Annotated in this window: 20 protein-coding genes; 11 read left to right on the top strand and 9 right to left on the bottom strand. The window is 65.5% G+C overall.

The features are described 5' to 3' along the window. A complete protein-coding gene (locus tag ACW175_RS14975) occupies positions 1-993 on the bottom strand; it encodes an MBL fold metallo-hydrolase (protein ID WP_492100842.1) in 993 nt (330 codons plus the stop codon). 200 nt (positions 994-1,193) lie between these two features. Here ACW175_RS14975 and ACW175_RS14980 point away from each other — a divergent pair, with 200 nt between their 5' ends. The 3 genes from ACW175_RS14980 (at position 1,194) to ACW175_RS14990 (ending at position 5,200) form a co-directional block, all read left to right on the top strand. After that, entirely contained in the window at positions 1,194-1,517 is a 324-nt protein-coding gene (locus ACW175_RS14980) for a 2Fe-2S iron-sulfur cluster-binding protein (RefSeq protein WP_492100843.1), read from the top strand. A gap of 275 nt (positions 1,518-1,792) precedes the next feature. Next, on the top strand, positions 1,793-4,105 hold the full coding sequence (locus ACW175_RS14985; protein WP_492100844.1) for an NADP-dependent malic enzyme: 2,313 nt from the start codon (positions 1,793-1,795) through the stop codon (positions 4,103-4,105). 147 nt (positions 4,106-4,252) lie between these two features. Further along, the gene (locus tag ACW175_RS14990) at positions 4,253-5,200 is read left to right on the top strand and encodes a ketopantoate reductase family protein (protein ID WP_492100845.1); all 948 of its coding nucleotides are present in this window, start codon (positions 4,253-4,255) and stop codon (positions 5,198-5,200) included. A gap of 360 nt (positions 5,201-5,560) precedes the next feature. Here the strand turns inward: ACW175_RS14990 and ACW175_RS14995 are convergent, their stop codons facing one another. From ACW175_RS14995 to ACW175_RS15005, 3 genes are all read right to left on the bottom strand, one after another. Next, positions 5,561-5,788, bottom strand: a complete 228-nt coding sequence (locus tag ACW175_RS14995; RefSeq protein ID WP_492100846.1) for a DUF2274 domain-containing protein — start codon at positions 5,786-5,788, stop codon at positions 5,561-5,563. Further along, positions 5,785-6,165 carry a TraB/TrbI/VirB10 family type IV secretion system protein gene (locus ACW175_RS15000; protein WP_492104975.1) on the bottom strand — a complete coding sequence of 127 codons (381 nt, stop codon included), beginning with the start codon at positions 6,163-6,165 and terminating at the stop codon, positions 5,785-5,787. Before ACW175_RS15000 ends, ACW175_RS14995 begins: the two co-directional genes overlap by 4 nt. Before the next feature lie 285 nt (positions 6,166-6,450). Then, the gene (locus tag ACW175_RS15005) at positions 6,451-6,720 is read right to left on the bottom strand and encodes a helix-turn-helix domain-containing protein (protein ID WP_492100847.1); all 270 of its coding nucleotides are present in this window, start codon (positions 6,718-6,720) and stop codon (positions 6,451-6,453) included. Positions 6,721-7,269: 549 nt separating this feature from the next. On the opposite strand from ACW175_RS15005, the gene ACW175_RS15010 reads away from it, so the two are divergent. From ACW175_RS15010 to ACW175_RS15030, 5 genes are all read left to right on the top strand, one after another. Beyond that, the gene (locus tag ACW175_RS15010; RefSeq protein ID WP_492100848.1) at positions 7,270-7,677 is read left to right on the top strand and encodes a hypothetical protein; all 408 of its coding nucleotides are present in this window, start codon (positions 7,270-7,272) and stop codon (positions 7,675-7,677) included. 178 nt (positions 7,678-7,855) lie between these two features. Continuing rightward, positions 7,856-8,155 carry a hypothetical protein gene (locus tag ACW175_RS15015; protein WP_492100849.1) on the top strand — a complete coding sequence of 100 codons (300 nt, stop codon included), beginning with the start codon at positions 7,856-7,858 and terminating at the stop codon, positions 8,153-8,155. Positions 8,156-8,212: 57 nt separating this feature from the next. Continuing rightward, positions 8,213-8,929 (top strand): HAD family hydrolase, encoded by a 717-nt coding sequence (locus ACW175_RS15020; protein ID WP_492100850.1) that lies wholly within the window; start codon positions 8,213-8,215, stop codon positions 8,927-8,929. Next, on the top strand, positions 8,926-11,226 hold the full coding sequence (locus tag ACW175_RS15025) for a glycosyl hydrolase family 65 domain-containing protein (protein WP_492100851.1): 2,301 nt from the start codon (positions 8,926-8,928) through the stop codon (positions 11,224-11,226). The genes ACW175_RS15020 and ACW175_RS15025 overlap by 4 nt, the downstream gene beginning before the upstream one ends. A gap of 56 nt (positions 11,227-11,282) precedes the next feature. After that, a complete protein-coding gene (locus ACW175_RS15030; protein ID WP_492100852.1) occupies positions 11,283-11,927 on the top strand; it encodes an exopolysaccharide biosynthesis protein in 645 nt (214 codons plus the stop codon). 23 nt (positions 11,928-11,950) lie between these two features. Here ACW175_RS15030 and ACW175_RS15035 read toward each other — a convergent pair whose 3' ends face one another. The 5 genes from ACW175_RS15035 to ACW175_RS15055 are packed head-to-tail and all read right to left on the bottom strand — an operon-like array spanning position 11,951 to position 15,634. Then, positions 11,951-12,646 carry a VIT1/CCC1 transporter family protein gene (locus tag ACW175_RS15035; protein WP_492100853.1) on the bottom strand — a complete coding sequence of 232 codons (696 nt, stop codon included), beginning with the start codon at positions 12,644-12,646 and terminating at the stop codon, positions 11,951-11,953. Then, on the bottom strand, positions 12,630-14,066 hold the full coding sequence (locus ACW175_RS15040) for a sensor histidine kinase (RefSeq protein WP_492100854.1): 1,437 nt from the start codon (positions 14,064-14,066) through the stop codon (positions 12,630-12,632). The genes ACW175_RS15035 and ACW175_RS15040 overlap by 17 nt, the downstream gene beginning before the upstream one ends. After that, positions 14,059-14,754 carry a response regulator gene (locus ACW175_RS15045; RefSeq protein ID WP_492100855.1) on the bottom strand — a complete coding sequence of 232 codons (696 nt, stop codon included), beginning with the start codon at positions 14,752-14,754 and terminating at the stop codon, positions 14,059-14,061. Before ACW175_RS15045 ends, ACW175_RS15040 begins: the two co-directional genes overlap by 8 nt. After that, positions 14,735-15,349, bottom strand: coding sequence for a cytochrome b/b6 domain-containing protein (locus ACW175_RS15050; RefSeq protein ID WP_492100856.1), 615 nt, complete (start codon positions 15,347-15,349; stop codon positions 14,735-14,737). The genes ACW175_RS15045 and ACW175_RS15050 overlap by 20 nt, the downstream gene beginning before the upstream one ends. Before the next feature lie 6 nt (positions 15,350-15,355). Then, complete coding sequence (locus tag ACW175_RS15055; protein ID WP_395443928.1) at positions 15,356-15,634, bottom strand: PepSY domain-containing protein; 279 nt, start codon at positions 15,632-15,634, stop codon at positions 15,356-15,358. A 173-nt stretch (positions 15,635-15,807) separates the two neighbouring features. Here ACW175_RS15055 and ACW175_RS15060 point away from each other — a divergent pair, with 173 nt between their 5' ends. From ACW175_RS15060 to ACW175_RS15070, 3 genes are all read left to right on the top strand, one after another. Continuing rightward, positions 15,808-16,275 carry a ferritin family protein gene (locus ACW175_RS15060; RefSeq protein ID WP_492100857.1) on the top strand — a complete coding sequence of 156 codons (468 nt, stop codon included), beginning with the start codon at positions 15,808-15,810 and terminating at the stop codon, positions 16,273-16,275. Between the two features lie 288 nt (positions 16,276-16,563). Beyond that, positions 16,564-17,121, top strand: coding sequence for a cytochrome b/b6 domain-containing protein (locus tag ACW175_RS15065; RefSeq protein WP_492100858.1), 558 nt, complete (start codon positions 16,564-16,566; stop codon positions 17,119-17,121). A 27-nt stretch (positions 17,122-17,148) separates the two neighbouring features. Next, complete coding sequence (locus ACW175_RS15070) at positions 17,149-17,280, top strand: universal stress protein (protein ID WP_492100859.1); 132 nt, start codon at positions 17,149-17,151, stop codon at positions 17,278-17,280. Positions 17,281-17,306 lie beyond the last annotated feature (26 nt).

Here is a 17,306-nt window from a genome sequence, read left to right on the forward strand (position 1 = left end):
CTAGGGCGCGCCCCTGGCCCGTGCGATGGCGCTATCGGCGACCGCCACATAGGCGCCCAGAAAGCGAATGAGGCGATCTTCGCCAATGATCCACGGGCTTGTCCCCTTGCCGCCGTCAGCCTTGACGCGCGCGCCCTTCTCAAGCGACCCATCTCCCAAGGGGTGCGAGGAGATCAGGCCGACAGCGCGCCGCTCCTGACCAAGTTCTGCAAATCTCAGCAACGAGCTCCGATACGCATAGAGCCCGGCCGATCGCGCATCCGCCTCCAGCGTACGCGGCAACGCATTGCCGCCCCACAGCGAGAACACAACTGGCTGACTGCGGTCGCGAACGCTCAAGAACGCCGAGACCGTGCCCGGCGTGTGCCCCGGCGTATTGAAGAGTTCGACCTTCACCTCGCCAAGAGCGACAAGATCGCCATCCTCGATGAAGCGCCAGGGCGTGGCGAGCGCGCCCTGCCCTTCCTTGGGCGGTGCCGTGTTCCAGAGCGCCCAGTCGGCTTGGCTCATCAGGAGTTTTGGATGATAGCGGTCCAAAATCGACGCCGCGCCGCCAGCGTGGTCAAAATGGCCGTGCGTGATGATCAAATATCGGATCTGGCTCGGATCGAGGCCGATTTGGGCCAAGCCGGGCAGCAAGAAGGCATCGACGTCTTCACGCGAGGACAGCGCGTCAATGAGGATAACGCCCTCCTTGGTCGCCAACACCCAGCATCCCACAAAGTCATTGCCGATATAGGTCAGTTCGTCGCTGGCGCGGAACACGCGCAGTGTACGCGCGCCCATAGACTGCATAGTGGCCGGTGATCGGCCCTGAGCTTGGCTGGCTGAAAGCATGGCCTCGATGGTCGCTCGCTCGGTCCCTTCAGTAGCCAGCGTGCGCGCGAGCGCCGCCGCCCGTCCGGCGGCTTCTTCCTGCGATGTCTGCGCCGCAAGCGAGGTCGGAATCCAACCCGCCGCAAGGAGGAAGCCAGCAGATATCGTTGTGCGCATTCGGGCCGCCGGTCGCAAAGTCGCCCCCTAGATTGCAGATCGCCGAGTGTGACGCAGCGCTGAGCCTGTGATGATATGCTATTTATTTCAAGTGAAATTGATACTATATGAGCTGCCGTTTCGATTCTTGAGCCGGCTCTTCGGCCCTTCCGTCCTAGCCACTGGAAGCCCGATGCCCAGGGCCCACCCATGGATAAGGTATGAACATGTCACGATTGAAGATCCGGCTTCGCGACGGTTCCCTGCATGAGGCTCCCGCGATCGAGGGCCTGTCGATCATGGAAATCGTCCGCAATGCTGGCTTCGACGAACTGGCTGCACTCTGCGGAGGGAGCTGCTCTTGCGCTACCTGCCATGTCTATGTCGAGCCGCAATTCCTTGATCTGTTGCCGCCGCAAAGTCAGGACGAAGACGACCTCTTGGACGGTTCAGACCATCGAGAACCTAATTCCCGTCTCTCGTGTCAACTTCGCTACTCGAATGCCTTGGCCGACATCGAGATCCAGATCGCACCAGAGGACTGATACCCTCGACCGGCGCGAGCGGCGGAATGGGAAACCGCCCAACCGCTGCGGCGGGAGCTTGCATCCTCAACGCACGGGCGAACCGCGGCGGGCCTTCCAGATATCTGCAACCGACGTCGAAACCCGTTCTGCCCCGCTAGGATGGGTGTGAGCCCCCCGACAACGCGATTCATCACTTGCCGGGCAACCGGCGCCAGTTGGGTCTACGCGTTGGTCGCCCAAAGCCACGCACGCTAGTCGATCCGCCAATCTAGCAGAATAGGAAGTTGGCGTTCATGGACGAGGATTTCCGCAAAGCCGCGCTGGACTATCACCGTCTGCCGCGCCCCGGAAAGCTGGCCATCGAGGCCACCAAGCGCATGGCCACCCAGCGCGACCTCGGCCTGGCCTACTCGCCGGGCGTCGCGGCGCCTTGCGAAGCCATCGCCGCCGATCCCGACAAGGCTCGCGACTACACTGCGCGCGGCAATCTGGTGGCCGTGATCTCCAACGGCACCGCTGTCCTGGGCCTGGGCAATATCGGCCCACTGGCCAGCAAGCCGGTGATGGAAGGCAAGGCCGTCCTCTTCAAGAAGTTCGCCGGCATCGATGTGTTCGACATCGAGGTGGACGCCGAAGACCCCGACCGCTTCATCGAGGTGGTCGCCGCGCTGGAACCCACCTTCGGCGGCATCAATCTCGAGGACATCAAGGCTCCCGAGTGCTTCATCATCGAGCGCAAGCTGCGCGAGCGGATGAACATCCCGGTCTTTCACGACGACCAGCACGGCACCGCCATCGTCTGCGCCGCAGCCGTCCGCAACGCCCTGCTCGTCCAGGGCAAAACGCTTCAAGACGTGAAGCTGGTGACCTCGGGCGCTGGCGCGGCCGCCCTTGCCTGCGTCGATCTGCTGGTCTCGATGGGCCTGCCGGTCGAGAACGTGACGCTGACCGACATCAAGGGCGTCGTCTATGCCGGCCGCGATGACGACATGCTCGACAACATGGCCCGCTACGCCCGCCAGACCGACGCGCGCACCCTGTCGGAAGTGTTGGCGGGAGCAGACATCTTCCTGGGCCTGTCAGCGCCCCGCGTGTTCAAGGCCGAGTGGCTGCCGCTGCTGGCGCCCAATCCGCTGATCCTGGCCATGGCCAATCCCGAGCCCGAGATCCTGCCAGAGCTGGTGGCCGCCGCACGTCCCGACGCGATCATGGCTACGGGGCGCAGCGACTACGCCAATCAGGTCAATAACGTCCTGTGCTTCCCCTTCATCTTCAGGGGCGCATTGGATGTCGGTGCGTCTGAGATCAACGAGGCGATGAAGGTCGCCGCCGTCGAGGCGATCGCCGAACTGGCCCGCGCCGAGGCGTCCGAAGTCGTGGCCTCGGCCTATGGCGGCGTCGCGCCGAGCTTCGGCTCGCAATACATCATTCCAAAGCCGTTCGATCCGCGCCTGATCCTGCAGATCGCCCCGGCCCTGGCCAAGGCGGCCATGGACAGCGGCGTCGCCACCCGGCCGATCGCCGATTTCGAAGCCTATCAGGCCGAGCTTGAGCTGTTCGTCTACCGCTCGGGCCAGCTGATGCGCCCGGTGTTCGAGCGGGCCCGCAAGGCCACCAAGGCCCAGACCATCCGCGTGGCCTATGCCGAGGGTGAAGACGAGCGCGTGCTGCGCGCCGTCCAGACCGTGCTCGACGAAGGCCTGGCCAGGCCGGTCTTGATCGGTCGGCGCGACGTGATCGTCGCCAAGGCCACCGAGACGGGCCTGCGCTTCGACTTTGACGGAAAGGTCGAGATCATCGACCCGGCCGCCGACACCGAACTGTTCGCGCCCCTGATCGAGCGTTATCAGGACCTGGTCAGCCGCCGGGGTGTTCCGCCGGCCGCCGCCGCGCGCCGGGTGACCAACCGCCGCACCGTCTCGGCCGCGATGTTGCTGCAGGCCGGTCATGTCGACGCCGCCCTGGTGGGCGGGGCCGGCGACTGGTGGCAACATGCGACCTATATGCTCCCGATCATTCCCAAGCGTGAGAGTGTCGGCCGGATCTACGCCCTGTCGGCCCTGATCCTCGACAACGGCACGCTGTTCTTTTGCGACACCCACGTCAATGTCGACCCGACCGCTGAACAGGTGGCCGAGATGACGCTGCTGGCCGCCGAATCCGTGCGCCGCTTCGGCCTGACGCCCAAGGCGGCCCTGCTGTCGCACTCCAGCTTCGGGGCCAGCAATTCGCCGACCGCCCGGAAGATGCGCGACGCCTTGGCCATCGTGCGCGAAAAGGCGCCGGAACTGGAAGTCGACGGCGAGATGCACGCCGACGCCGCCCTCTCCCAAGCCCTGCGCGACCGACTGGTCCACGACAGCGCCCTGAAGGGTTCGGCCAATCTGCTGGTGATGCCGACGCTGGACGCCGCCAACATCGCCCTGACCCTGCTCAGCGCAGCCACCGAAGGCCTGCTGGTCGGCCCGATCCTGCTGGGCATGAGCCAGCCGCTGCATGTGTTGACGCCCAGCGTCACGGCGCGCGGCATCGTCAATCTGACGGCCCTGGCGGTGAACCAGGCGGCCATGGAACGAACGGCTAAAATGGATTGCTCAGGCGTCTAGCCTGGAACCTCGATGGATTGGATAGAGCTTGCACTGGTCAGACCTTCTATTTCGAGATGTTGGATCCTCATCCAACAAGGCTCTTACTCCAGCCGACACGGTCCCTGAGTGTTCCACGCTCGGCGCCAAGGTGTTGGGCGCAGTGTCATGAACCAGCAGCCGCGCATAGCGATCGCGGGCGTGGGCGCCGTCGGCACGCTCATTGCCTATCGTCTGGTCGCCGGCGGCTGTCCGGTCACGCTCGTGGCGCGTGGCCAGCGCGCCAAGCAGTTGCGGGACGGACTAAGGGTCGATGACGGGCCGCCGCTTGCAGCCCACGTGGTAGAGGCGCGCGATCTTCAACCGCATGACGTCGTCATCATCGCCACTAAGGCAGGAAGCCTCGCGGCCATGCTGGAAGAGATTTCGCATGCCCTAAGTCCGGAAACGCTCGTCATCCCGCTCGTCAACGGCCTCCCATTCTGGTTCGATCCCGCCGCGCGCGCCGTCATACCAGGACGGGTCGTGGGGGCGGTCACCTATGTGATGGCGCGGCTAGACGAGACCGGCCGTGGCGCGAGTGTTGGGATGGAACAACTTGTTCTGGGAGCGCTCGATGCGGCGAGCGCAAGGGACGTTGAAGCGATTGCCAATACCCTCTCGTCGGCGGGCGTTTCGACCCGTACCAGCGGTGACATCCGCGCCGAAGTTTGGTCCAAGGTTGCGCTCAACCTGGCGACAAACCCGCTTTCAGTCGTGACGGGCGCGACACTGCAAACCCAATTTCGCGACGCACATCTGACGCCTCTGGTGACCGGAGTCTTGGCTGAAACAATCGCCCTGGCGCGTTCGACGGGCATCGAGCCCTCCATGACGATCGACCAGATGCTCGATATCGGCCGCAGGGCCGGTCCAGCTCAGACCTCAATGCTGCAGGATCACTTGGCGGGGCGGCCTCTGGAACTCGACACCATCGCAAACGCCTGCCTGACGCTGGCCCGACAAATGGCCGTGGCGATGCCGCTTACGGGCGCCATCGTCAGCCTCGTCAAGTTCAGCCACGCGACGTCACGGCATGTAAATACTGCCTATAGAGATATTCGAACAGAAATGTAGGACGCAGCCTAGCGTTCTCAAGATAAAGTCGAAATTTTAAAGGACGCTATCTTGCGCGAATGGACAATACCCACCCGCCTCAAACAACGACTGCATCGCTGCTGCGGCGTTGGTCAGTTTGGGAAAGCGATCAATTCGCTTGATGAGATTGGGACGCAGAGAGCTCATAACAGGAGCGTCGTCTCTGGGCAGGGTTCGACGCGCGATGGTTGGCGATCATCTACGAAATGCCCCCCCACGAGGCTTTCAAACTCTTTTCGCGACCTTAGCCTCGGCCACGCCAAATTCGATTAAAACTGCGGCCCAAGCTGCCTCCGATGGCCCGCATGACGATGACCGGCTACCCGAACACCGTGCGGCCTAGGCGCCCTTCCCTCGCCGACCGCGAACAAAGACCCGGTCAGTGGCCATAAACCGCTCCAGCATCTTGGGCGCCAACCGAGCCGACTCGGCGGGCTTTCCGCCGGTTTGGGCCGCATGCATCTGGGCGTAGGCCAGCAGATCGCGGTGAACGCTGGCTGGAAGGTCCAACGTCACCTTCACCGGCGTGTCGTCCTCCAGCGCTCCGAGTTTCAGCTTGCCGCTCATGGCATCTTCCTTTCATCGACATAGGGTTCGAGTACGAGGTCGCGGGTCAGGAGGACCCGCAGCGGCGCGCCGGGGCGGATGGTCAGGGTCGGAGCCTGGTCTAGGCTCTTGCCGACCATCTGCTGGCCGACCGAACTGGCGGTGTCTGAGCCGGCACGGCGCACGGCGCGGCCCAGATCGGACGCCTCCCCCGAGAATCCGGCGTCCGCGCCGATCGCCAGCAGGGTGCTGAGGCCGGCGTCGGCCAGGACACGGCCACCGTGGCGCTCGACGCCGTCCCGCAGGCCGGCCATGCCCTGCTCGTCGGCGCCGGGCAGCTTGTCGAGCACGATGGACTTGCCCAACGGCAGGGTCAGACGGGTCCAGACCACCCGCAGCCGATTGGTGGCGTGGTCTTATCCAGGCAGATGGCCCGGGTCGTCCAGCGATAGGCTTGAGGAATCGGCCGTTAATGAAAGCCCGTCAGAACCTCGCCCGCCTGCGGCGCTTGGTCGAGCAGACTTCCAGCGGTCGTGACAGCGCACGGTCGCCGGTCGGGCTCTGCACGGTTTGAGGGCTCCGCGCCCACCCGCCGCCCGACCAGAACCTCAGTGCGAGCGGACATCTCTATTCGGCGCGAGCCGGGACATTTCTGTGCGGGCTAGACATAGCGTGACCTGGCGTCAGGACGCCGCCATCACCTGGGCCAGATCCACGAGCACGCGGCGTTGGTCGGTGGTCAGGTCCCGATAGGCCTTTACCAACTCGGTCGACCCGATGAGCACCAAGAAGTCCCCGAACTCAGAGAGCACGGACGGGTCCGCCCCAACTTCCTCCAAATCGCTGAAGAAGCTCGCCACCGGCACCCCCAGCGCCTGGACGATCGCGAACAGTTTGGAAGCGCTGACGCGGTTGCTGCCGAGCTCGTACTTCTGCACCTGCTGGAAGGTCACGCCGATCGCCGGTGCCAAGTCGTGCTGGGAGACGCCGATCGTACGCCGTCGGGGCTCGGATCATCTTCCCCACATGAACGTCGATGGGGTCGGGGCCCTCGGCAGGCGGTTTGGATATAGACGAGTTCCATCAGCCAAGTCTGAGCCGCACCTCTATCACGCTGCGAGGCCCCCTTCCCCATCGCGGACCTCTTGGACCGCCTCTTTCGGCGCTTACGGGAAACTCCGGGAACGTCCGGGAACCTCTGGAAACCGGTGCGCCGACCCTATTCGAACTTCCCTTAATCGGATCGCACTCTAGCGAACGCTTTCGTCGAACAGCGCAGGAACGGCGAGCAGATGACCGTGTACAAATCTTGTACACGGAATAATGCATGTTATTGATTTTCTTGAAACTTCTTACCAGTCCATCATGGGCGCGATAGAAAATCTATATGATTTAAAAGTCATATTTTTATCGAATATTCAACAAGTTAGATCGTTGATAAAATCGCACGCAATACGCAATTTTTCTCTGCGCCATGACGCCTCACTGTTCACTTGGCGTACATGAAAATGGCCACCTTTTTGAATCTGCCTTTCGGATCCTGGCGAGCCATCATCCGTCGGAAGGGTCGGTATATAAGCGAGACGTTCAAATTTCGCGATGACGCGAAGCAAGAGGTCCTGGCGACGCGACTGGCCGCCGACGCCGTTTGTCAGCGGGTGTTCGGCAGCCCATTCCCCGAGGCCAAGGGTGAAGTCAACATGGCCAGCGTCGGCAAGGCCCTGGCGGCTTTCCAGCGCGCCTTGCTGTCGCTCGACGCGCCGCACGACTGGGGCGCACGCGGCGAGGCCGTCGCCGTCAGGCTGAACGATGCGCGGTTGGCCGATCTGGTCGCGTTTCTCGACACCCTGACAGACCAGCGCCTTGTCTCCGACAAGCGTCTCGCCGCCCCATGGCGCCCCCGACCGTGACGGGGCGCGCAAGTCGTCGCGACGCTCTGGATCATAGAGATATCGCCGAAGAGATTGGACATCGGTTACGGCGGGGCGCACGGTGCCCTATCGTTGGCAGGGCTCTCTGGACACGCCACGGCTGAGAGCGAGGGCCTTGCGCCCTGAACTCCCGTCTTCGCCGACGCGGGAGCTAATCATGTCGTCCTACATGGTCTTTCCATTCAAGGCCTCCGGCGTAGCGCCCGTCTTTTTCGCGATCGAACGCGAGGGCGACGCCGCGGCCTCCTTGGAGGCGCTGCGATTGCTGCGAGAACATCCGAGCGCCGATCGAGTCTCCGTCTGGCGTGATGAGCAATTCGTCTTTAGCGGCCTTTCGACAGACTGCTCGACATGGCTCGCCGCCGCGCCCGATCGCCTGGCAAATTGCACGGCGCTCAATAACCCCGAAGAAGCCTGCCCCCTCGATTGCGCGCGGCTAGACATAGGGACGGCCTAAATCCCCGACGGATCGGAAACGCGCCAGACCATGAAGGGCTCTGCGTCCTCTCGCCGAATGCTGCGCGCGCTCATCTTCGACGTCGATGGCGTTTTGCTGGACTCGCCCCATGAGCTGGCCTGGCGCGCAGCATTGATCGATCAGGGCGCCAAGGCGCGTTTCACGACGGCGTTCTATCAGGCCAATGTCGCGGGAAGGTCTCGCCTCGACGGCGCGGGCGCAACCCTGCAAGCGCTCGGCGCAGCGCATTCAAAAGACGACGTGATCGCGTATGCGCAAGCCAAGCAAAGCGAACTTGAAGCGCTGATCCGCGAGGGCGGGGTCCAAGCCTTTCCGGATGCCCTTCGCTTCGTAGAAGCGAGCTTGGCGCTTCGCCTTCCGCTCGCTGTCGCTTCGGCCTCGAAGAACGCCGACGCCATGTTGTCGGCGGTTGTTGGAACCCGTGGCGGGAGCCTCGCCTCGGCGTTCACCGTCAAGGTCTGCGGCCGTGACCTTAGACACGGTAAGCCAGACCCCGAGATCTTCCGCATAGCGGCCAACGAATTGAACGTCGCATACGACCAATGTCTGGTGATCGAAGACGCCACGGCCGGGATTATCGCCGCCCGTGCGGCCGGCATGGCGGCGCTGGGCGTGGCGCGACGAAATGACAGCGAGGCGCTGCGCGCGGCGGGCGCCGATCTGGTGGTCACAAGTCTTGATGACATTGACCTTGCCGCCCTCCGGCAAGGCCGACTTCGGTCGCGCCTTCCCGTATCGGATCTGCCCCTATGAACGACCTTTTCGAACCGACCGCCGATCCCGCGTGGCGCCTGACCGAAGCCGGCTACGCCCCCCTTCGCCAAAGTAGCCGCGAGACGCGCCTGGCGATCTCAAACGGCTTCCTCGGCGTGCGCGGCGTGCCCGCATTGACGCGCGGCGAGGACCGCACCGCGCCGGGCCGCACCTCTGTCGCGGGGCTGTTCGACACAGCATCCCAGCCGCGATCCGTATCGGCCCGCGCCCCGGGTCCTGATTGGCTGCGCATCCGACTGGCGACATCGTCCGGTCCGATCGCCCATGATCCCGGTGAGGTTTCGGATCATCACATGACCCTGGATATGAAGCGGGGCCTTGTTCTGACCGAGTGCCAGCACGCGCGGGGCGAAAACCTTCGCCTGCGTATCCGATCGCTGCGCCTGTTGTCATTGAGCCAGCGCCAGATCGGGCTGCAGACCCTGGGGCTGCTTATCGACGGGGGCGTGGCGGACATGGTGCTTGAGGCCACGTTTGAAGGCCTCGATCTGGGACTGATCTCAACAGCAAGGCAACAAGACTTGGGCGTCTGGCGCACGCGGCGCTCCAACAAAGGCCTGGCGGTCGCCGCCCGCGCGTCGCTGACCATCGACGGGTTCGAGATTGAAGGGCAAGCGCTGGATCCCTTTCACTGGCGCTGGACTTGGAAGACCCATCCGGGGCAACGCATCGACTTCACCCGCATCGTCGCCTTCGCCCGCGCCGACGCTGCTGGCAGCGCTCTTGCTCAAGGCGCGCAATCGGATCTAGCGGCGGCCTGGCGGGACGGCCCGACGCGACTGGTAACCGCCCATGCGGGGGCGTGGGCGCAGCGCTGGGCGGCGAGTGACGTGCGGGTGGAAGGCGATCCAGACGCTCAAAAGGCCCTGAGGTTCGCGCTCTATCACCTCAATGGCGCGGTCAATCCGGACGACGAACACGTATCGATCGGCGCTCGCGCCCTCACCGGCGACGACTATCTGGGTCACACGTTCTGGGACACCGAGATCTTCCTGCTGCCCTTCTACACCTTCACATGGCCGAGTGCGGCCCGCGCGCTGCTGATGTACCGCTTTCACACCCTGGATGCGGCGCGCGCCAAGGCGGCCGCCATGGGCTGGCGCGGCGCGCTCTATGCCTGGGAATCGGCGGACACGGGCGAGGAAGCCACCCCCGAGCAACTGGTCGGTCCCGATCGGCGCGTAGTCGATATCCTGACGGGAAAGCAGGAACAGCACATCAGCGCCGACATCGCTTATGCGGTCTGGCAATACTGGCAAGCGACGGGCGACGCGGTGTTCCTATGCAACGCTGGGGCGGAAATCCTTTTGGAGACGGGGCGGTTCTGGGCCAGCCGAGCAACACCCGGCGCCGACGGCCTCCATCACATCCGTGAAGTCATCGGGCCCGACGAGTATCACGAAGGTGTCGACGACAACGCCTTCACCAATCACATGGCGCGCTGGAACATCCGCCGCGCGCTTGAGGTCTCGGCGCTGCTGGCGGCGGGATGGCCGGCGGTCTGGGCTCGGCTCTCGGCCCGCTTGGGTCTGGCCGCGGCCGAGTTGGCGGCCTGGGCTCGGGTGGCGGACGCGATGGCCACCGGCATGGCCGGGACAACCGGCCTGATCGCCCAGTTCGATGGCTTCCTGGATCTCGAGGATATCGACCTTGCCGCCTATGCGGGGCGATCCGTGCCGATGGACATCGTGCTGGGCCGGGCGCGCACCGCCGCTTCCCAGGTCATAAAGCAGGCCGATGTCGTGGCGCTGCTGGCCCTGCTGCCGGAAACCTTCTCGCGAAAGGCCGTCCAGACCAACTTCTCCTATTACGAGTCCCGGTGCGGTCACGGCAGCTCGCTCAGCCGCGCCCTGCACGGGGTGGTGGCGGCGCGGCTGGGGCAGGCCGACAAGGCCCTAGCCTACCTGCGCCAGTCTTCCGCCATCGACCTGGCCGACACGCACGTGGCCATCGCCGGCGGCATTCACATCGCCGCGCAAGGCGGCGTATGGATGATCGCGGTCCTGGGCCTGGCGGGCCTGAGCCTGCGCGACGACGGCCTGTCGTTCGAACCCCGCCTCCCCACAGCGTGGCTCAGCCTGACCTTTCCCGTGCAATGGCGCGGCCGACGGGTCAGGATCGCGATCGACACGACCCTGCGTCGCCTTGAGGCGACGCTCGAGACCGGGGCGCCCATGACTGTTTGGCTCGAAGGAGCCCGCTACGAGCTTGGTGAAGCTAGACCCTTGCTGGTCGATCTCGCCGCCGACACCTTCGATCCGCGCCAAGCGGCTTGAGGCTTCAGCCGCCTAGCGTCGTCGAGCTGATGACGCGATAGTCACTCAGGAGGCCCGTGATCACCGTCGCCGACCTGGACCCGACCTCACCGCCCAATTCGCCCGACAGCCCTGGGACGGGCGAGCGTCTTTCGGTCATGCTGGTCCGCCTCTCTCTAGCGGGGCGCGAACGCCTGTCGATCGCCGACCTGATGGACGGTCTGGGCGAGCGATCCTTTGGCAGCGTGCTTCTGATCCTGGCCCTGCCCGCGACCCTATTGCCGCCGCTGGCCTCGGCGGTGCTCGGCGCGCCGCTTCTCTTGATCTCGACCCAGTTGCTGGTACGGCGCGCGCGCCCTTGGCTGCCCCGCGGCCTTAGCCGCCTCAGCCTTGGACAGGCGCGCGCCACGATCGTCCTGGTTCGGGCCGCTAGAACAGTTGAGCGGCTGGAGACCGCCTCGCGCCCACGGCTGGACGCCTTGCTCCACCCCTGGCACGCACGGCTGGTCGCCGTTGGTTGCATGGGCCTGTCGATCGTCCTCATGCTGCCGACGCCCATCGCCCACACGGCCGCTGGCCTGGGGATCGGCGCGTTCGCGGCGGGGCTCATTCAACGCGACGGCCTGGCTCTGCTGGCGGGCTGGTTGCTGACGATCGCCTGCGGTCTGATCCTAGCCCTCATGGTGGGCGGCGCGGTGATAGGCTGGCGACACCTGGGTTAGGCGCGGCCGGCCATCCCTTGGCGCTAAACAACCGCGCCAAACAGCCGACCAATGCCCGCCGTGAGCGCCATCGCCGCGACGCCCCAGAACGTCACCCGCACGACCGAGCGCCAAACGCCAGCGCCGCCAGCCCCAGCGCCAACGGCTCCGAGCACGGCCAGGCACGACAACGCGGCCAGCGCGACGCCGAGGTTCAGCCAGGCAGCGGGAACCAGGAAAACGATCGCCAGCGGCAAGGCCGCCCCCACCGTGAAGGTCGCCGCCGAGGTCAGGGCCGCCTGGACCGGGCGGGCCGTCGTGTGGGGGGAAATCCCCAGCTCGTCGCGGGCATGGGCGCCGATCGCGTCCTTGGCCATCAACTGCTCGGCGACCTGCCGCGCCACCTCCGGCGTGACGCCGCGGGCCACATAGAGCCCTGCCAGTTCGTCCAGCTCGGCGGCCGGGTCGGCGGCAAGCTCCGCTCGCTCACGGGCCAAGTCTGCCTTCTCGGTATCGGATTGGGACGAGACCGAAACATATTCGCCAGCGGCCATCGACATCGCGCCCGCCACCAGGCCGGCGGCCCCGGCCAACAGGATGGCGCCCTTGTCGGGATTGGCGGCGGCCACGCCGACGATCAGGCTGGCGGTCGACACGATGCCATCATTGGCGCCCAGGACCGCTGCGCGCAGCCAGCCGATCCGGGCCACCAGATGTCTTTCACTATGCAGGCGGCTCATGGGGAAGGTCCTTCAAAGGGCTACGATCGCGAGGCCATCGGGCCAGGGTCGCGCCTGGGTCAGCGGCGGTGAAAATACAGGTGAATATCGCGCCGCCACCGTCGGCGTTTCGGGCGGTCACGACGCCGCCGTGGGCCTCGACAAGACTGCGGACGATGCCAAGGCCCAACCCCGCCCCGCCATCGGCGGCGCGGGACTTGCGCCAGAAGCGGTCGAAGATCCTGTCAATATCCTCACTCGCAAGGCCGGGGCCATGATCGCGGACGGACAGGCGCGCCCCGGGACCGACGGTGACCTCGATCGGCCCCTCGGGATCGGCGTGACGGATCGCGTTCTCGATCAGGTTCCGCAGGGCTCTGGCCAAGGCGTCCGGATGGCCACGCAGCCGAGCTTTGCCCAGATCATTCAGGCGGACGTCGTGGCCGGCCGCGAACGCGTGGGGCGCGATCTGTCCAACGACCCGCGCCGCAAGGGCGGCCAGGTCGATGTCCTGCGCATCGGTCAGTTCCAGGGCGTCAGCCTGGGCCAGGTCCAGCATCTGGTTGACCAGGCGGGTCATCGACTCGACCTCCTGGGCCAGGCGAGCCTTGCCAGGACTATCGGGCAGGCCTTCGATCCGCAGCCGCAGAACCGAAAGGGGCGTGCGCAGTTCGTGGGCCGCATCGGCGGTAAAGCCCTTGAGCAGCCCCATGGCCTGTTGCAATCGATCCAGCGCCCGATTGACCGCGCCGACCAGGGCGGCGACCTCCCGCGAGGCGTCCGGCTCGGACAGCCTGGCGTCCATGCGGCCGGGATCCAGGGCGTCGACCTGACGAGCCGCCAGCGACAGCGGCTTGAGCAGGCGGCCGACGACCTGGACGTTGAACAGCAGCAGGAGCAGGGTCAGCGGAATGAGCGGCAGGGCGACATGCTCGACCAGTTCCTGGCCGATCACCGGCCAGTAGAGGCGATTTCCACGGGCCTGCGCGGTGATCGCGATCCAGCGGGGCCCTGCCTTGCCATCAAACCGCTGAACCCCAAAAATTCGTGTGCCTTGAGAGGTGGTCTCGCGCTGGGTCCAGTCCAGCATGCCCGCCGTCGGCGCCGTGGAAGCGCCAGCCAGATCCCCCGCCTTGCCCACCAAGCGTTGCCTGGCGTCAAATACCTCGACCCGCCAGACGCTCACCCCTGCGGGCTTAGCCAACTGGGCCAAGGCGGCAGAAGCCTCCTGCGAATGGGGCCCGCCGGCCATCAGGCGATCGGCGCGTCGCGCCTGCTGAGCGATGAAGTCCTCCGCCAGCGCCTGCTGGTCATTGGCGTACATCGGCACGACGATCGCCACATCGAGCAGGGCGAAGACCAGGGCCAACAGGGTCAGCCGCAGGGCGATCTGCGTGAACAGACTTTGTCGGCGCGGCGCGACGGGTGTGGCCTCAGCCATGCGCGGAAGCCGCGTGCGATGAGGTCAACAGGACATAGCCGACACCATGGGCTGTTCGCAAAATGACGTCGGCCCCTGCGCTGGCGAGGCGCTTGCGCAGGCGCGAGACGGCTACCTCGAGGGCGTTGGGCGTCACTTCCGCATCCATGGCGTAGAGCTGATCTTCCAGGCTGGCCTTGGGAACGACCTGACCCGCACGCCGCAACAGGCGTTCAAGCAAAGCCAGCTCCCGAGGGGTGATGGCGACGCTGACGCCCGCGACCTGAAGGCTCCGGCCGGCGGTGTCCAAGGCGACATTGCCCGCGCTCAGGACGACGCCCAGGCAGGCGCCGGGCCGTCGCAGGAGGGCTCGGCAACGCGCCGCCAGCTCGGCGATGTCGAACGGCTTGACCAGATAGTCGTCGGCGCCGACGTCGAGCCCGGCGATCTTCTCGCCCAGGCCGCCGCGCGCGGTCAGGATCAGGATCGGTACGACATCACGATCACGGCGCAGGCGCCTGACGAGATCCAGGCCATCGCCGTCCGGCAGGCCCAGATCCAGCAGGATCAGGTCATAAGCCGCCAGTCCTCGCGCCTCCCGCCCCTCTTCCAGCGTCTCGCGCCAGTCGATGACGAAGCCCTCTCGCTCGAGCCCTTCGACGATCAACTCGCCCAGGCGCGCATTGTCCTCAATCAGCAGCAGGCGCATGGCGGACGTCGCTTCCCTTCGGCGCGCGCTTGAAACCGGTGATCATCGACAGGACCAGGTTCTCGCGGTGGCGCCAGCTTTCGACAAGCGCCGCCACAACGTGGACGATCGCCATGACCAGGATCACATTGGCCGCGCCTTCGTGCAGGGTTTCAAGCCACCGCTCGCCCCAGAAGGCGTCTAGCCCCATCATCCAACCCGTGACGCCGCACGTCATGACAAGGCCTATCAAGGCGAGCATCATCAACGCCCCCGCCGGATTGTGCCCGACATAGCGTGGCTCCCGGCCTCGCGACAGGGCGACCAGATAGGCCAGCAGGCGGCGCGGGCCGGGCGCGAAGTCGGCGAAGCGGGCATGTCGCGTACCGATGAAGCCCCAGACCAGGCGGATCACGACAGCGGCCAGCACGACATAGCCGACATAACGGTGGACCGTCTTGACCTCCCGCAGGACGGTCAGGTTGGCGATGCAGCCCAAGGCCAGTGTCCAATGGAAGAGGCGCACGAGCGGATCCCACACCTTGACGCGCGCCGGGGGCGGCGGCGCCAAGGCGCTGGAGACCGGAACGGCGTCGCCCGAGGTTTGAGGCGACATTGGCGTCTAGTCCTCGTTGTCCTGAACGATCGCGCCGGAGACAGGGTTGAAATAGACCTCGGCCTTCTTGCCGGCCTTGTTCGTCCCATAGATCTCGTAGCAGCTGCCGCTGACCTGGAAAGTCTTGATCTTGGTGTAGCCCAGGGCCGCGATCTTGGCCTTCATCTGGGCCTCGGTCAGCCACTTGGCCTTGGGCTCGGTCGTGCATTTGGGGCCAGCGACGGCGGCGCCGGCGATGGACAGGGTGGCGGCGGCGATGGTCGCCGAGATCAAGAATTTGCGCATGGACTTTCTCCGCTGAGATCCGGAGCGGGCGCTCCTTGATCGCCAGGCTGACCGCGGCGGCTGACGAAAACCTGACGGACGCCAGTTTTCGCGATCGCCAGGCCTGTCAGGTTTTCGTCAGGCTGCGGGCGGAGGTTGACGAAGCGCGAACCGCGCGACCTCGGAGACTTCACATGACCCTGACCAAGCTTCTGGCCGCCGCCGCGCTGGCCGCCATCGTCTCGACCGGTACGGCCTTCGCCGCCGACACCTTGTCTACCCAGACCCGCGAGAACCTACAGGCCGCCATGCACGGCGAGGCCTTCGCCAACCTCAAGTACCGTCGCTACGCCGAGGTCGCCCGCGAAGGCGGCAATGAAGCCCTGGCCAAGCTGTTCGAGGACTCGGCCAATGTCGAGGCGAACGAGCATTTCGCGCGTGAGGCCGACGCCCTGAAGCTGGACGGAACCAACGCCGCCAACCTGCTCGACGCCATGGCCGGCGAGAAGTACGAGAACAAGATCATGTACATCGGCTTCGCCGACCAGGCGCAAAAGGCTGGCGACCTGAAGACCGCCGCCCTCTTTCGCCAGATCGCCGCCGACGAGGGCGACCACTATGCCCGCTACAAGGCCGCTCACGACCAGCTGGCCGGCAAGTAACGCCAAACGCCTCGGCCAGATTCCGGCCGAGGCGGCCGCTTGGCGCGGAACGTCCCGCGCCCCGGCGAATTGACGTTATCTAGGCGGCCATTCCAGACGACGATCTCATGCGAGATCGCCAAGCGGTCGGACCCGAAAGGGGTCTGATCACTGGCAGACCGTTGGCGGCGCTCGGACACAGGATCCGGCCGCCGACGCATCGCCTTCCCGACAGTCTCAAGGATTACGCGCCGCCTGTGGTCCTTGGCGCGATCGCAACGCGACCTCAACACCGAGAAAGGGCTGGCCATGCCGGTCATGACGCGCCTTCGGGCCTACCACGCCGTGCTCGCCGTCCTGGTGCTGGCGGCCTATTTCAGCACCGAATGGGGGGCTGTTCACGCCTGGCTTGGCTATGGCGTCGCGGTTGTGATCCTGTTGCGTGTGATCATGGCGCTGACGGGCGCGCCCCAGTTGGGCCTCATGCGGTTCTACCCGCAAATCCATGGCCTCAAGCTCGACAACGCCTTCACCCATCCGGCCATCAGTCGGGTCCTGCTGCTCGGCATTGCTGTCTGCCTGATCGGGGTGACCGGGACGGGCATCGCGATGGATCGGGGGCGAACCCTCAAGTCCGCCTCAAGTCCCGCATCCGGACCGGTCGCGGCGCAGGTTGAAACGCGCGGCGAGCACGAGGGTGGCGAAGAGGATGAGGGGCGCGAGGAAAGTCCGCTCGGCGACATCCACGAACTGTTCGGCAACGGCCTGATGCTTCTGGTCGCCGGTCACGTCACCTACCTGCTGCTCTTCAAGCGTCCCCTGGCCCGCTTCATGATCCTGGGCGCGCCCAAGTCACCTCCGAAATGACCCTCAAGAGCGCGATTGGATCGATACTTGGAACGAACCCAGCCAGACCTGATAGTTATGGGCGCCTTTGGTCATTCGCGGGCGCGCGAGTTCCTGCTCGGCGGCGCGACCCAGCACAGTCTCAGTCGCGTTCCCTGTCCCACCCTTCTCTCGCATTGACCTTCACAGCCGGCGAGCGCCGGCGG

The organism is Caulobacter sp. FV1ye6ST (assembly GCF_058681225.1).

Coding starts and splice junctions, on each gene's coding strand:
- ACW175_RS14975 (WP_492100842.1), bottom strand. CDS start 993: ATGCGCACAACGATATCTGCTGGCTTCCTCCTTGCGGCGGGTTGGATT.
- ACW175_RS14980 (WP_492100843.1), top strand. CDS start 1,194: ATGAACATGTCACGATTGAAGATCCGGCTTCGCGACGGTTCCCTGCAT.
- ACW175_RS14985 (WP_492100844.1), top strand. CDS start 1,793: ATGGACGAGGATTTCCGCAAAGCCGCGCTGGACTATCACCGTCTGCCG.
- ACW175_RS14990 (WP_492100845.1), top strand. CDS start 4,253: ATGAACCAGCAGCCGCGCATAGCGATCGCGGGCGTGGGCGCCGTCGGC.
- ACW175_RS14995 (WP_492100846.1), bottom strand. CDS start 5,788: ATGAGCGGCAAGCTGAAACTCGGAGCGCTGGAGGACGACACGCCGGTG.
- ACW175_RS15010 (WP_492100848.1), top strand. CDS start 7,270: ATGAAAATGGCCACCTTTTTGAATCTGCCTTTCGGATCCTGGCGAGCC.
- ACW175_RS15015 (WP_492100849.1), top strand. CDS start 7,856: ATGTCGTCCTACATGGTCTTTCCATTCAAGGCCTCCGGCGTAGCGCCC.
- ACW175_RS15020 (WP_492100850.1), top strand. CDS start 8,213: ATGCTGCGCGCGCTCATCTTCGACGTCGATGGCGTTTTGCTGGACTCG.
- ACW175_RS15025 (WP_492100851.1), top strand. CDS start 8,926: ATGAACGACCTTTTCGAACCGACCGCCGATCCCGCGTGGCGCCTGACC.
- ACW175_RS15035 (WP_492100853.1), bottom strand. CDS start 12,646: ATGAGCCGCCTGCATAGTGAAAGACATCTGGTGGCCCGGATCGGCTGG.
- ACW175_RS15040 (WP_492100854.1), bottom strand. CDS start 14,066: ATGGCTGAGGCCACACCCGTCGCGCCGCGCCGACAAAGTCTGTTCACG.
- ACW175_RS15045 (WP_492100855.1), bottom strand. CDS start 14,754: ATGCGCCTGCTGCTGATTGAGGACAATGCGCGCCTGGGCGAGTTGATC.
- ACW175_RS15050 (WP_492100856.1), bottom strand. CDS start 15,349: ATGTCGCCTCAAACCTCGGGCGACGCCGTTCCGGTCTCCAGCGCCTTG.
- ACW175_RS15055 (WP_395443928.1), bottom strand. CDS start 15,634: ATGCGCAAATTCTTGATCTCGGCGACCATCGCCGCCGCCACCCTGTCC.
- ACW175_RS15060 (WP_492100857.1), top strand. CDS start 15,808: ATGACCCTGACCAAGCTTCTGGCCGCCGCCGCGCTGGCCGCCATCGTC.
- ACW175_RS15065 (WP_492100858.1), top strand. CDS start 16,564: ATGCCGGTCATGACGCGCCTTCGGGCCTACCACGCCGTGCTCGCCGTC.